Below are 12,892 nucleotides of genomic sequence, written 5' to 3'. Positions count from 1 at the left end.
TGTAATTGTTCAGAACATACACCATTCTGCAGTGCAAGAAAGTGGCCTGGTTCCAGGGATGAGATCCTGGCGATGGCCCGTGAGGGGCGTGATGTGGTGAACAAGCACGGCGGGGATATGACGGTGACGCATCTGCCTGAGGCAGGGCCCAAAGGTGATACCCCCTCCCCGTTCTCTGATTTACATAATGTGCAGATGGTTGTTTTGCTGAGTAACCTCCCGAAGGAAAAGGATCTGCTACAGGAAGAGTCAGTATGGCGTGTTTAATCGTGGGGGCTTAATACAGACAAATGAGAATGTGACACTCTGCTTTAAGCGAGGTGCGGACATTGCCAATAGCATTCTGAGTCAATCAATGGGGAGCAAATCACCTGAGATGCTTACCCTGCACTTCTGACACCGGCCTTGTATGAACAGGTTTAACGAGTTATATTCGAGACTCTGCTCGTTAAACAGACCCGCATTGTGCGGTTTTCTGAAATGAACAACTAATGTGTCCTGACCTTAACTGATCCTTTACTGGTGGCCAGGGGTAAATGCACATTGTTGTTTATGTTACTTTGTCTGCTTACTGCAAAGGTTAATAGCAGCCGCCCTCAAAACTCTCTGGGCTTTACTGTCTGGCATTGTGTCTTTACCTGCTCGGGAGATATAACAATGACGAGTCATTTTTCCTTCAATAATGTTTACCATCACAATCAGGCTGTCTGGGATCGCATGGCTCGCGAACATTGTGACTGGTCGCGTCCCGTGACAACGGAAACCATTGAGGCCGCTCGCCAGGGCCAGTGGCGTGTACAACTAATACCTTCTGAACTCCCTTCTGGATGGCTTGACGATGTGAACGGTATCCGTGTTCTGTGTCTGGCCGCCTCCGGCGGGCAGCAGGCTCCGGTGCTGGCAGCTGCCGGCGCTGAGGTGGTGGTTCTTGATGCTTCAATAGAACAGCTGGCCCTGGATGAAATGGTTGCGAAGAGGGACAATCTGGTATTAAAAACAGTATTAGGCGATATGCAGGATTTATCAGCCTTTGAGGATGAGTCATTCGACCTGATCTTTCATCCCATATCTAATCTGTATATACCAGATATACGCAAAGTATGGGCAGAATGCTTCCGCGTGCTCCGTAAAGGAGGGAAGCTACTCAGTAGTTTTTATAATCCGGTTGTCTTTGTTTTTGATCGTTCACTTGAGTTAGCCGAGAGGGGCCTGATGAAACCGGCTTTCACTTTGCCGTATGCTGACATAACGGATTTGGATGCCGAAGAAATTAACAAGAAGTTAGCCAAAAATGAGGCTTTAGTTTTTGGCCATTCGTTAGCGGAACAAATTAGCGGGCAACTGGAAGCCGGTTTGATGCTAACGGGTTTCGATGAGGCTTTTCAGCCTGCACCACGCTTTCTTATTGATAAATATATTCCAACTTTCATAGCAACATGCTCAGTTAAACCGGTCTAGCTCAGATATGGCTCTGCTCTGGCAGCAGAGCCACTAATAGCCGGAAAACCCTATTCAGGCAGGAAATAAAAACATCAATATGTAAAACTGATCCTTGTTGGTACCGGCAATGTCCGCTTCTGGCACAGAGCCGACCATCATTCTCTTTAAATTAATGAACATAATTAATAAACCCTATCAAATTACCCCACCTAATCAGATAAGTTACCCTGCGTTATGCTTCCCCCTGACGATAGCTCAAGGATAACGCCATGCAAACGGTAAAACTGAACAACGGTATTGAAATGCCCCTGCTGGGCTTTGGTGTCTTCCAGATGACGGATGCCGCCGAATGCGAAAGCGCCGTTATTGACGCCATCGATACGGGATACCGCCTGATCGATACCGCCGCGTCCTATCAGAATGAAACCCAGGTCGGGAACGCTCTGAAACAGAGCGGTATCGCCCGTAACGAACTCTTTGTCACCACCAAACTGTGGCTGCAGGATACCCATTACGAAGGCGCTAAAGCCCAGTTCGAACGCTCTCTCAATCGGCTGCAGCTGGATTACGTTGACCTGTATCTGATTCACCAGCCCTACGGCGATGTCCATGGGGCCTGGCGTGCTATGGAAGAACTGCAGCAGGCAGGCAAAATTCGCGCCATTGGCGTCAGCAACTTCCATCCGGACCGACTGGCCGACCTTATCGCCTTCAATAACGTCGCCCCTGCGGTGAACCAGATTGAAGTTAACCCCTTCAACCAGCAGCTGCATGCGGTTCCATGGAATCAAAGCCGTGGCATTCAGCCGGAAGCCTGGGCACCGTTTGCTGAGGGTAAAAATGGTCTGTTCCAGCACCCCGTGCTAATGGCAATCGGTCAGCGATACGGCAAAAGCGTCGGCCAGGTGGTGCTGCGGTGGATCTACCAGCGCGGCATCGTTTCCCTGGCGAAATCGGTGCGCAAAGAACGTATGAAAGAGAACATCAACATTCTCGATTTTGCACTCAATGCTGAGGATATGCGGCAAATTGCCGCGCTCGACACCGCCACCAGCGCCTTCTTCTCTCACCGTGACCCGGCGAGGGTGGAATGGCTGACTGGCCGCCAACTGGATGTTTAAGTCGCGATCAAAGAGGTATTCATTCAATGCAAAAACGTTATCTGGGTCAATCCCGACTCGGCGTCTCCGCACTTGGGCTCGGCTGCATGGGCTTAAGCCACGGCTACGGCCCGGCGACCGACAGGCGTCAGGCTATCGGGCTCATTCGCGCGGCGGTTGAACGCGGCGTCACCTTCTTCGATACCGCCGAAGTGTATGGCCCCTTTCTTAATGAAGAGGTGGCCGGTGAAGCCTTAAAACCATTTCGTGACCGCGTGGTCATCGCCACTAAGTTTGGTTTTACTTTTGGCGACGACAACAAGCAGCAGGTGTTAAACAGCCGTCCGGAGCATATCCGTGAAGCGGTGGAAGGTTCATTACGCCGTCTTAAGACGGATGTCATTGACCTGCTGTATCAACACCGTGTCGATCCGGACGTACCGATTGAAGACGTTGCGGGAACGGTGAAAGACCTGATCGCGGAAGGCAAAGTTAAACATTTCGGTCTGTCCGAAGCGGGTGCGCAAACCATTCGTCGTGCGCATGCGGTACAACCGGTCACGGCGCTGCAAAGCGAATACTCCCTGTGGTGGCGCGAGCCGGAGCGGGAGATCCTGCCATTACTGGAGGAGCTGGGCATTGGTTTTGTGCCCTTCAGCCCATTGGGCAAAGGCTTCCTGACGGGGACGATTAAACCAGGCGCCACGTTTGGCAAGGATGATTACCGCAGCACCGTGCCGCGTTTCGCCGGGCAGGCGATTGAAGCCAATGAAAAGCTGGTCTCATTGCTGGGTGAACTGGCGGCAGAGAAAGGCGTGACGCCGGCACAAATCGCGCTGGCATGGCTGCTGGCACAAAAGCCGTGGATTGTGCCTATCCCCGGTACCACCAAACTGCACCGGCTGGAGGAAAACCTGGGGGCGGCCGACATCCTTCTGTCGCAGGATGACTCACGGCAGATAACCCAGGCGCTTGAAACCATTAAAATCGTCGGCGAACGTTACTCCCCTGAACATCAGGCTCGCGTGGGCCGTTAATTCCCGGACGGGTCCGCTGAGATTGGCGGCCCCGTTATGCCTGGTCGTGAAGGCCCTGACTGGATGGATGGACTGACACCAAGGTGTCTGTTAAAGCCGTGGCGATTCACCCGAGCTTTTGACCGAGCTGTAAAACGAGCCAGAGAACGATACGAGAAAACAAACTCATTATGTGATGAATCTTTCCTTAAAGATTTAAGATTTCATGACCTTCGACATGAAGCAACTTCTCGACTAGCTGAAATTTTCCCTATGCATGAACTAACCAAAATTACAGGACATAAAGATCCAAGAATGCTAATGCGGTGTTATCATCCAAAAGCTGAAGATTTGGCGTTAAAGTTGAAATAAGGACGTTTTATGGATTATAAAAATAAGTTAGTTGATGCATCACCCAAATTAAACAACCCTCAACTATTGGCTATAATATACTTAATACCTTTTGGATACCTGATTGTAGAAAACCCATCATGGCTAGAAAATATATACATTGCCGTTCCAATTTTTCTATCATCTATAGCTTTATTAACTAGTGTATACATAGGATATCGTGATTTATTAAATAAAGCATTTAATAATACAGTGGTTAAATGGGGTGTAACTGGTTTTACATATTCAGTATGCTTATGGATCGCAAAGTTTAAGCTTGACATAGCTTATGGTATAGCCCCAGAAAATCTTAATTACTCTACATTAGCTTATGCTTTCATGCTCTCATTTCCAATAGGGGCAATGATTTGTGCAATTACGGTCTATATATACATATTTTTGCGAGATGTATCCCCAGCAAAAATAGTAATATCCTCTATGATTTCAGTATATATTGGAAGCTTGGCTCAACATCATATACAGGTGAACAATCTTCCTGAAAAAATAATATTAATTGGACTCATAATTATGGTCCCCTATAACATGGTCAATCTAGCCAGTTCATTAGTTATTAAAAGGAAATTTAATTTTAATCGTTTAGTATCAGGCTTATCCCTTTTTGCTGTGTCAGTTGCTCTTTTTATTATTAGCATGACAGCAATGAAATATATTGAAAGATTTCAAGAAAAGTTTATTTTTCTCGATGCAAGAACATCTACGATATGTGGTAGCTCAGAAAGCAAATCTCTTTATATTGAAAAAAATGAAAATCAGTGTTATAAAATATCAGGAAATAAATTCTCGGAGTTAAAACTAACTCTTGTAGATAAAAATATCTCGAATATAAATAATAAAGGCACTTCAACTTATGAACAAAAATAACCCTGCTAATTCATTTTCTATAGAAGCAAGGAAAGAAGCTTTTCGGAGAGCTGAAGCCAGTCTTTTTTTATCAAGTAAAGATCCCAAAGGCTCCTCATTTTTTAATGAAATAAAAAGTAAGGTAATCAATGGAGAGCTAACCTATGAAGAGGCAAAGAGAGAAGTATTAAATTATCACATTGAACGATCTAAAAATCAAATTAAAAAAGGCTAACATCCAGTTAGCTGTATTAGCACAGGCTCGAACTGACAGTTTGCGTAGGCAAAATGCAACCAAATCTGACAGTCTGCTTTGAGCGAAAAGCGGACATCCAAGAATTGATGAAAAGTACAACATCTTCAGGTAATAAATAAATTTCGCCGAAATAATGTAATTACCGACCCGAAGGCCGGTAATTGTTAACACTGATAACCTTTTACCACGCGTAAGCTTCAGGTGCCTCTCCGCCTGGCCCCGGCCAGATGGTATCCAGTCTTTTGAGCGTATCATCTGAAAGAGACAGCTTCAGGGCATTGAGATTCTGACGGAGCTGTTCAACTGTACGCGGACCACTGAGCACGGCGCTAACCACCGGGTTCTGCAGTAGCCAGGCCAGCGCGACGTCTGATGGCGCTTCTCCCAGCTCATCACACAGTGTTTCCCAGGCCTCCAGTTGTGGCCGCAGGCGGTTGATTTGTGCCTGCAGCTGCGGTGATGCCCGGCGGCCACCGGCAATTTTCTTCAGAACACCGCCCAGCATCCCCATCCCGACCGGGCTCCAGGGGATCAGGCCAATGCCGTAATGACGCAGCGCCGGAATGACTTCCAGCTCAATCGTGCGCTGGGTCAGATTGTACAGGCTCTGTTCCGATGCCAGCCCCAGCAGGTTGCGCGCGTCAGCCTTGCACTGTGCAGTGGCAATATCCTAGCCAGCAAAGTTACTGCTGCCAACGTAGCTGATTTTACCCTCACGGATCAGCTGTTCCATGGCCTGCCAGATCTCCTCCCAGGGCGTGTTCCGGTCGATATGGTGCATCTGATAGAGATCGATATGGTCCGTTTTCAGCCTTTTCAGGCTGGCCTCACAGGCCCGGCGGATATGGTAGGCAGACAGGTATTTGTCGTTCGGACCCGTGTCCATCGGCTGGTAAACTTTCGTGGCCAGCACTATCCGGTCACGCTGACCACTACGCGCCAGCCAGTTACCGATGATTTCTTCGGATGTTCCGTAACCCTTTGCCATATCCGGCGACTGCGGCCCGCCATAGACGTCAGCGGTATCGAAAAAGTTGATACCTGCATCCACGGCTTCATCCATGATACTGAAGCTGGCCGACTCATCCGTCAGCTCACCGAAATTCATGGTACCGAGACCGATGCGGCTCACCCGCAGTCCGGTACGCCCCAGATGTTTGTAGTTCATGTCAAATGCTCCTTAACTGAACGTGTTATTGCAGATTCTTACGGAAAAAGTCTGTCAGCTTGTCAAAAGGGATTACGTCGGTACGGTCATACAGATCGACATGCCCTGCGCCCGGTACGATGTACAGTTCTTTAGGCTGACCGGCGCGTTTGAAAGCGTCCTCGCTGAACTCTTTTGAGTGTGCCTGATCGCCGGTAATAAACAGCATCGGGCGCGGAGAGATGGTTTCAATATCGTTGAACGGATAGAAGTTCATAAACTTGCCAATACTGCTCAGCATCGGTTTCGTCGTCAGTTCTTCTTTCTGACCCTGTGGGGTGTAGCCGCCGCGTTCGGTGCGGTAGAAATCAAAGAACTCGCGCTGAATATCCGGTGTGGAGTCATCCAGTTTGTTCACGGTGCCAGGGATATAAGCCGTCTCGCCGCCCTTAAACTCGGCTAACCGTTGCTCAATGGCTGACTGGATAAAGGCCTTACGTTGTTCTCCCGTCTGGGAATGATTAAGGCCATTACGGAACGCGCTCCCCATGTCATACATGCTGACCGTGGCAATGGCTTTCATACGCGGGTCAATCTTGGCGGCACTGATAACAAAACTTCCGCTGCCGCAGATACCCAGCACGCCAATGTTTTCTGGATCGACAAACGGCTGTGTACTCAGATAATCAACCGCCGCGCTGAAATCATCTGTATAGATTTCCGGTGAAATCAGGTGCCCCGGTTTGCCCTCGCTTTCTCCCCAAAAAGAGAGATCGATAGCCAGCGTGACAAACCCCTGCTCCGCCAGCTTCTGCGCATAGAGATTCGAACTCTGTTCCTTAACGGCTCCCATCGGGTGACCAACGACGATCGCCGGGTGTCGGGTATTCTGGTTCATCTTTTTCGGGATAAACAGGTTGCCAACCACGGCCATCTGATACTGGTTTTTAAAGGTGACTTTTTGCTGCGTCACCTTATCGCTTTTATAAAAATTATCGGCCCCACGGGACATATCCGCCGCAGAGGAAGCAAATGCACTGATCAACAGCCCCAGCGCTAACATAAATTTTTTCATGATGGTCTCCTTATCATTAAGCCAGGGTGGCGTTATCAATGACAAACCGGTAATGCACATCGCCCCTGAGCATGCGCTCATAGGCATCGTTAATCTGGTCGGCGCGGATAAGCTCAATGTCGGCGACAATGCCGTGTTGGGCGCAGAAATCGAGCATCTCCTGCGTTTCAGGAATGCCGCCAATCATCGACCCGGCAATCGATCTGCGCTTCATGATGAGGCTGAACACCTCTGGCGCGTCATGCGGCGTGGCTGGCGCACCCACCAGGGTCATCGTGCCATCACGTTTCAGCAGCGCAGTGAACACGTCGAGGTTATGCGGCGCAGCAACGGTGTTGAGGATAAAATCGAAGCTCTTGGCATGGGCTTCCATTTCGCTGGCATGACGGGAGACCACCACCTCATCTGCACCAAGCGCTCTGGCGGCGTCACGTTTGGACTCAGACGTGGTAAAGGCCACGACATGCGCGCCCATGGCGTGCGCAAGCTTGATCCCCATATGCCCCAGTCCACCGATACCGACCACGCCGACCTTTTTGCCGGGGCCCGCCTGCCAGTGACGCAGCGGTGAGTACGTTGTGATCCCCGCGCACAGCAGCGGTGCCACGGCGGCCAGCTGCGCTTCCGGGTGAGTGACGCGCAGGACATAGCGCTCATGCACCACAATCTGCTGCGAATATCCGCCCAGCGTGTGGCCCGGCGCATCCGGCGTCGGGAAATTGTATGTCCCTGTCATATGGTCGCAGTAGTTCTCCAGTCCGTCGTCACAGTCACTGCAGTGCCGGCAGCTGTCGACAATGCAGCCGACCCCCACCAGGTCCCCTGCACAAAAACCGGAGACGTGATCGCCAACGGCCACTACACGACCGACAATTTCATGTCCCGGTACGCAGGGATAGAGCGTCCCGGCCCATTCAGCGCGTACCTGGTGGATATCCGAATGGCAGACTCCGCAGTACGCGATATTAATCTGCACATCATGGGCCCCGGGGGCGCGACGGGTGATATCCATCGGCTCCAGCGGCAGTGTGCCCGCATGGGCACCGTAAGCTTTAACTGTCATGGCATTACTCCTGGGTTTAGGAATGATCTGCGGCAGAAGTGTCTGCCCGCGAGGTCAGAAAGATCAGTACGGTTGCGATAATCAGCATCGCGGCGCTGGCCAGGAAGGTGCTCTGGTAGCCGTGATGGTCGAAAAGCAGGCCGCCCACCGTCGAACCGAGAGCAATGGACAGCTGCACCATCGCCACCATCAGTCCGCCGCCAGCTTCGGCATTCTGCGGGAAGGTACGCGGAACCCATGCCCACCATCCCACTGGTGCGGCAGTGGAAATCAGCCCCCACAGCCCGAGCAGCGCCGTCACGATGGCTACCTGACTGCCGAAGGCAATCAGTGCCAGCGCGGTGATGGCCATCAGTACCGGGATGGCCATCAGGGTCGTGTAGAACCCGCGTTTTAACCCCCGGCCAATCAGAGTAGTGCCGATGAAACCCGCGACACCAATAACCAGCAGGACCAGGGTCACCGTTGCGGCATCCACCCGCGTCACCGTCTCAAGGAAAGGCCTGATGTAGGTAAAGAGCGTGAATTGCCCCATAAAGAAGATCCCCACACCCAGCATGCCCAGCGTGACCACCCGGCGACGAAACAGCGTGAAAACGTTGCGGGAAGCCGCCGCCTGACGGGTGACCGGCATGGAAGGCAGACTGAGTAATTGCCAGACAAACGCGATGATGGCGACCGGCACCAGGCAGAAGAAGGCCCCCCGCCAGCCAACAACCGATCCGAGCCAGCTGCCCAGAGGGGCAGCCACGACGGTAGCCAGAGCATTGCCGCTGTTGAAAATAGCCAGCGCCAGCGGAACACGATGGACCGGGACCAGACGCATTGCCGTCGCGGCCGACATCGACCAGAACCCGCCGACCACAATGCCAATCAGGGCCCTGCCCGCCATATAGGTCAGGTAATTGGGTGCCATCGCAATAACAGCACCGGAAATTGCCATAATGCAGGTCAGGCCGAGCAGCAGCGTTTTACGGTTAAGCGTGCCTGCCAGCACGGAAATAAACAGGCTGGTTACTACTGCAAATGCCCCGGAAATAGCGATGCCCTGTCCGGCCATGCCTTCGGTGACACGAAGGGTCTGCGCCATCGGTGTCAGCAGGCTGACCGGCATGAATTCGGAGGCGATCAGGGCGAAGACGCACAGCGTCATGGCAAAGACACCACTCCAGTGCGCAGGCTGTTTCCCGCTTCCGGTGTTTTTTTTTCTGTTTTCGTCTGTCTTATTACTCATTCAGGGATTTCTTTTCAGTAGATAACATGTTGTCTGTGCCCCGGAGCCTTCAGCGCTGCAGGAAGAGCTGAAACGGCATACAGGGACGGGATAAGAGGGATAATCGCGGTACGGGAGGTGCTGCGGGTCAGTTGGCGACTCTGATCTGCACCGCAAGAGGTCCGTGGCGCTGCAGGACCGGCAGTCCGGAATCCACTTTCCCTAACGGGATAAGTGAACGGGCGTAAGCCCTGCCCCGGGCAAAAATTGCCAGGTTGCCCCAGGGCGCGTAGTAAGTGATATCTCCGGCTTCCGGCGTCATGCCGTCCGGTGCCTGCACCGTAGAAAGCCTGTGCGGCAGGTCGCTTATACGCTCAATATCGTCATAGTCTTCCAGCGTCAGGCTGAGGGGAAGCAAAGACGCAAAGTCCCGGGCTGTCGGCGTATCAAAGAGGGTGGCGGTGGCGGTTTCTCCCTCCACAATGATCTCAATTTTCATAAGCGTCTCCTGCGCCACTCCCCGGTCGTTGTCACCCGCCATAGCGGACTGCGTGACGAAAAGCAGGCCGGCAAGGAACAGCAGTGATGTTCTGCGGCAAGCGTTTTGCATAAGGGTTAGCGTTGACTTTTTCATCGCATTATTGTTACCAATATGCAGCGGGTTAACTAGCTAATGAATACTTAATACCCTTATAAGTAAAATTTATAAATGGACCGGAAACGAGCATGGCCAGACGCAATCTCAACGACTTACTCTCTTTCGTCACCGTGGCGCGTGAGGGCAGCTTTACGCGCGCTGCCGCCCTGCTCGGCGTGACCCAGCCCGCACTGAGCCAGGCGATTTCCGGGCTGGAAGAACGGATGCAAATCCGCCTGCTGACAAGGACCACGCGCAGTGTGTCAGTGACGGCTGCCGGGGAGCGCCTGCTGCAGTCTGTGGGACATCGTATTGATGAGATTGAAGCCGAGCTGGACATGCTGACGGCACTGCGTGATAAACCTGCCGGGACCGTCCGTATTACATGTGGACCTAATGTTCTGAAGACCACACTGCTGCCAAAGCTGACGCCACTGTTACGCGAATATCCTGATATTCATATTGAGTTTGACGCCAACCACGGGTTCCGGGACATCGTGGCGGATCGTTTTGATGCCGGCGTGCGGCTCGGAGACACTATCGACAAAGATATGATAGCCGTACCCATTGGCCCGAAACTGCGCATGGCGGCTGTAGCTTCCCCTGAGTATTTCGCCCGGTGCGCCGCCCCTCAGACGCCACGCGATCTGATGCAACACTGCTGTATTAATGAGCGCATGGTTCAATCGGGGAAAATTTACGCCTGGGAGTTTGAGCAGGAAAACGGTAAATTTCACGTTCGGGTTGAAGGGCAACTGACGTTTAACACATCGGAACACGTCGTTGACGCAGCTCTTGCCGGACTGGGCATTGCCTTTTTACCTGAAGAGGAGTTCGGCACACATCTGCAGGAAGGAAAACTGATCCGCGTGCTTGAAGAATGGTGCCGTCCTTTTCCCGGCTACTATCTTTATTATCCCAGCCGTAAACAGCCTTCCCCAGCGTTTTCACTCGTTGTGGATGCGTTGCGTATTAACCGGAAAATTTAACGCTGAATTATCGGGCCAATATTTCAGGAACGGACGTGAACGTCCGCTTTTGGCACAGAGCGGACTGCCAGCTTAGGTTAAGCCCTATGCAGTAAAAGTGTAAGATCAAGTTTGAGCTAATACAAGTTAGCCTCTTTTCACTAGTGAGCCATTTTATAGTCCCTTAATGCATTTTTAAGTAACTCAGTTTGCTCATCAGCATCATCATAATTATAAATTCCGGTAGCAGAATAATACTCTTCGATGCATAGAATATTTATCAATGGTTCACAAATCTCTTTAATAAACTCCTTGTTGTTATCGGCAAAAATAATTTTTATTCCTTCCAAAACAAAGCTATTATAATCAGCCATTATCCACCTCCTTACAGGTGTTTAGTGGAAGCGTCAGTTAACGTTACCGCGCTAACTGACGCGTCTAAATCAAGATTTTTTACTGCCAGTTAAACTATTGATCTTACCCACGTAATGTGGACACTGCCCTAAGCGAGGTTCTGGTTTTCAAATTGTTCCGGGCTGAGGCCGCCGCAGGCACTGTGACGACGCCAGCGATTGTAGTCACACTCGATATAATTAAACACTGTGCTTTGAATCGCCACGGGTTTAACAGACACCTCAGAGTCATTTAAAATGGCTTAAAGAGAGGTGCCCATGAGCGGTAAGCGTTATCCCGAAGAGTTTAAAATTGAAGCGGTAAAACAGGTTGTTGATAGCGGCCATTCTGTTTCCAGCGTGGCAACACGTCTGGGTATCACCCCCCACAGTCTTTATGCCTGGCTAAAGGCATATGGTCCGGATTCCTCAACCAATAAAGTTCAGTCAGACGCTCAGGCTGAGATCCGACGCCTCCAGAAGGAACTGAAGCGGGTTACGGACGAACGTGACATATTAAAAAAAGCCGCGGCGTACTTCGCAAAGCTGTCAGACTGAGGTACGCCTTTATCCGTGACAACAACCATTGCTGGCCTGTTCGCCTGCTCTGTCGAGTGCTGGATGTGCATCCGAGTGGATTTTACGCCTGGCTTCAGCAGCCGGATTCACGGCGGCATCATGCTGACCTGAAGCTGACGGGGCAAGATAAAGCAGTTCTGGCTGGAGTCGGGTTGTGTTTAGGATTATCGCAAGATCTACCTCGACCTGCGGGATACCGGACAACAGTGCGGAGTTAACCGTGTCTGGCGGCTGATGAAGCGTGCCGGGATAAAGGCTCAGGTTGGATACCGTAGTCCACGGGCACGTAAGGGCGAAGCCAGCATCGTGACGCCCAACAGACTCCAGCGGCAGTTCAACCCGGAAGCACCGGATGAACGTTGGGTAACGGACATAACCTACATCCGGACTCACGAAGGCTGGCTGTATCTGGCTGTGGTTGTTGACCTGTTCTCGCGCAAAGTTATCGGCTGGTCAATGTGTAAGTATCCCTACGTTAGTTCCACGTACTTTTTGAGATCCCCGGTTTTTCAGCCATCAACCGGTATTCTTCCGGCGTCAGGTTATTCAGGGATTCATGAGGTCGCTCGCTGTTGTATTCATTCAGCCAACGCTCCGTTATCTCCCGTGCCTCATTCAGTGTTCTGAATAGATAAAAATCCAGTATTTCTGTCCGGTATGTTCGGTTAAATCTTTCTATAAATGCGTTCTGTGTCGGTTTCCCCGGTTTGATAAATTCGAGAACCACACCATGCTCTTCTGCCCACTGCGCCAGA

The 12,892-nt window shown here is 51.3% G+C and carries 12 protein-coding genes and 5 pseudogenes; 9 read left to right on the top strand and 8 right to left on the bottom strand.

The annotated features are described in order from the left end of the window. Window positions 1-66: 66 nt before the first annotated feature. The 7 genes and pseudogenes from BS626_RS18710 to BS626_RS00065 all read left to right on the top strand — a co-directional run. Window positions 67-267: pseudogene (locus tag BS626_RS18710) on the top strand (hypothetical protein); the annotation flags it as partial. 390 nt (window positions 268-657) lie between these two features. Continuing rightward, window positions 658-1,458 carry a class I SAM-dependent methyltransferase gene (locus BS626_RS00090; protein ID WP_075180380.1) on the top strand — a complete coding sequence of 267 codons (801 nt, stop codon included), beginning with the start codon at window positions 658-660 and terminating at the stop codon, window positions 1,456-1,458. 251 nt (window positions 1,459-1,709) lie between these two features. Then, the gene (locus tag BS626_RS00085) at window positions 1,710-2,561 is read left to right on the top strand and encodes an aldo/keto reductase (RefSeq protein ID WP_075180379.1); all 852 of its coding nucleotides are present in this window, start codon (window positions 1,710-1,712) and stop codon (window positions 2,559-2,561) included. A 26-nt stretch (window positions 2,562-2,587) separates the two neighbouring features. After that, a complete protein-coding gene (locus BS626_RS00080; RefSeq protein WP_075180378.1) occupies window positions 2,588-3,577 on the top strand; it encodes an aldo/keto reductase in 990 nt (329 codons plus the stop codon). A 108-nt stretch (window positions 3,578-3,685) separates the two neighbouring features. Then, window positions 3,686-3,928: pseudogene (locus BS626_RS00075) on the top strand (tyrosine-type recombinase/integrase); the annotation flags it as partial. A gap of 9 nt (window positions 3,929-3,937) precedes the next feature. Continuing rightward, the gene (locus BS626_RS00070; RefSeq protein WP_075180377.1) at window positions 3,938-4,828 is read left to right on the top strand and encodes a hypothetical protein; all 891 of its coding nucleotides are present in this window, start codon (window positions 3,938-3,940) and stop codon (window positions 4,826-4,828) included. After that, window positions 4,815-5,042, top strand: coding sequence for an antitoxin VbhA family protein (locus BS626_RS00065; protein ID WP_075180376.1), 228 nt, complete (start codon window positions 4,815-4,817; stop codon window positions 5,040-5,042). The genes BS626_RS00070 and BS626_RS00065 overlap by 14 nt, the downstream gene beginning before the upstream one ends. 202 nt (window positions 5,043-5,244) lie before the next feature. On the opposite strand, the pseudogene BS626_RS00060 reads toward BS626_RS00065, so the two are convergent. The 5 genes and pseudogenes from BS626_RS00060 to BS626_RS00040 all read right to left on the bottom strand — a co-directional run bounded on the left by BS626_RS00060 (window position 5,245) and on the right by BS626_RS00040 (window position 10,060). After that, window positions 5,245-6,231: pseudogene (locus tag BS626_RS00060) on the bottom strand (aldo/keto reductase). Between the two features lie 25 nt (window positions 6,232-6,256). Next, the gene (locus tag BS626_RS00055) at window positions 6,257-7,285 is read right to left on the bottom strand and encodes an alpha/beta hydrolase (protein WP_075180375.1); all 1,029 of its coding nucleotides are present in this window, start codon (window positions 7,283-7,285) and stop codon (window positions 6,257-6,259) included. 16 nt (window positions 7,286-7,301) lie between these two features. Further along, a complete protein-coding gene (locus BS626_RS00050; protein WP_075180374.1) occupies window positions 7,302-8,348 on the bottom strand; it encodes an NAD(P)-dependent alcohol dehydrogenase in 1,047 nt (348 codons plus the stop codon). Window positions 8,349-8,364: 16 nt separating this feature from the next. Further along, window positions 8,365-9,582 (bottom strand): MFS transporter, encoded by a 1,218-nt coding sequence (locus BS626_RS00045; protein ID WP_139308727.1) that lies wholly within the window; start codon window positions 9,580-9,582, stop codon window positions 8,365-8,367. 127 nt (window positions 9,583-9,709) lie between these two features. Beyond that, window positions 9,710-10,060 carry a cyclophilin-like fold protein gene (locus tag BS626_RS00040; protein ID WP_083615887.1) on the bottom strand — a complete coding sequence of 117 codons (351 nt, stop codon included), beginning with the start codon at window positions 10,058-10,060 and terminating at the stop codon, window positions 9,710-9,712. Window positions 10,061-10,287: 227 nt separating this feature from the next. On the opposite strand from BS626_RS00040, the gene BS626_RS00035 reads away from it, so the two are divergent. After that, window positions 10,288-11,187: a LysR family transcriptional regulator gene (locus tag BS626_RS00035; protein ID WP_075180372.1), complete on the top strand. Its 900-nt coding sequence runs from the start codon at window positions 10,288-10,290 to the stop codon at window positions 11,185-11,187. A gap of 140 nt (window positions 11,188-11,327) precedes the next feature. On the opposite strand, the gene BS626_RS00030 is transcribed toward BS626_RS00035, so the two are convergent. Then, window positions 11,328-11,540: a hypothetical protein gene (locus BS626_RS00030; RefSeq protein WP_001575475.1), complete on the bottom strand. Its 213-nt coding sequence runs from the start codon at window positions 11,538-11,540 to the stop codon at window positions 11,328-11,330. 128 nt (window positions 11,541-11,668) lie between these two features. Next, a pseudogene (locus tag BS626_RS00025) lies at window positions 11,669-11,779 on the bottom strand (IS3 family transposase); the annotation flags it as partial. A gap of 58 nt (window positions 11,780-11,837) precedes the next feature. Here BS626_RS00025 and BS626_RS18045 point away from each other — a divergent pair. Then, window positions 11,838-12,596 (top strand): annotated as a pseudogene (locus BS626_RS18045) (IS3 family transposase); the annotation flags it as partial. A gap of 16 nt (window positions 12,597-12,612) precedes the next feature. Here the strand turns inward: BS626_RS18045 and BS626_RS00005 are convergent. Beyond that, on the bottom strand, window positions 12,613-12,892 hold a 280-nt coding region (locus tag BS626_RS00005; RefSeq protein ID WP_139308726.1), incomplete at its 5' end, for an integrase core domain-containing protein.

It is taken from the genome of Pantoea sp. 1.19 (assembly GCF_001922585.1).
In the GTDB taxonomy this organism is placed as follows: domain Bacteria; phylum Pseudomonadota; class Gammaproteobacteria; order Enterobacterales; family Enterobacteriaceae; genus 1-19.
The sequence above is the reverse complement of the archived record's forward strand: the minus strand, read 5'-3'. Positions and strand labels throughout refer to the sequence as shown.

Bases quoted from the DNA above. Each gene is read 5' to 3' on its own strand.
- BS626_RS00070 (WP_075180377.1), top strand. From the start codon at position 3,938: ATGGATTATAAAAATAAGTTAGTTGATGCATCACCCAAATTAAACAAC.
- BS626_RS00090 (WP_075180380.1), top strand. From the start codon at position 658: ATGACGAGTCATTTTTCCTTCAATAATGTTTACCATCACAATCAGGCT.
- BS626_RS00040 (WP_083615887.1), bottom strand. From the start codon at position 10,060: ATGAAAATTGAGATCATTGTGGAGGGAGAAACCGCCACCGCCACCCTC.
- BS626_RS00035 (WP_075180372.1), top strand. From the start codon at position 10,288: ATGGCCAGACGCAATCTCAACGACTTACTCTCTTTCGTCACCGTGGCG.
- BS626_RS00080 (WP_075180378.1), top strand. From the start codon at position 2,588: ATGCAAAAACGTTATCTGGGTCAATCCCGACTCGGCGTCTCCGCACTT.
- BS626_RS00065 (WP_075180376.1), top strand. From the start codon at position 4,815: ATGAACAAAAATAACCCTGCTAATTCATTTTCTATAGAAGCAAGGAAA.
- BS626_RS00055 (WP_075180375.1), bottom strand. From the start codon at position 7,285: ATGAAAAAATTTATGTTAGCGCTGGGGCTGTTGATCAGTGCATTTGCT.
- BS626_RS00030 (WP_001575475.1), bottom strand. From the start codon at position 11,540: ATGGCTGATTATAATAGCTTTGTTTTGGAAGGAATAAAAATTATTTTT.
- BS626_RS00050 (WP_075180374.1), bottom strand. From the start codon at position 8,348: ATGACAGTTAAAGCTTACGGTGCCCATGCGGGCACACTGCCGCTGGAG.
- BS626_RS00045 (WP_139308727.1), bottom strand. From the start codon at position 9,582: ATGAGTAATAAGACAGACGAAAACAGAAAAAAAAACACCGGAAGCGGG.
- BS626_RS00085 (WP_075180379.1), top strand. From the start codon at position 1,710: ATGCAAACGGTAAAACTGAACAACGGTATTGAAATGCCCCTGCTGGGC.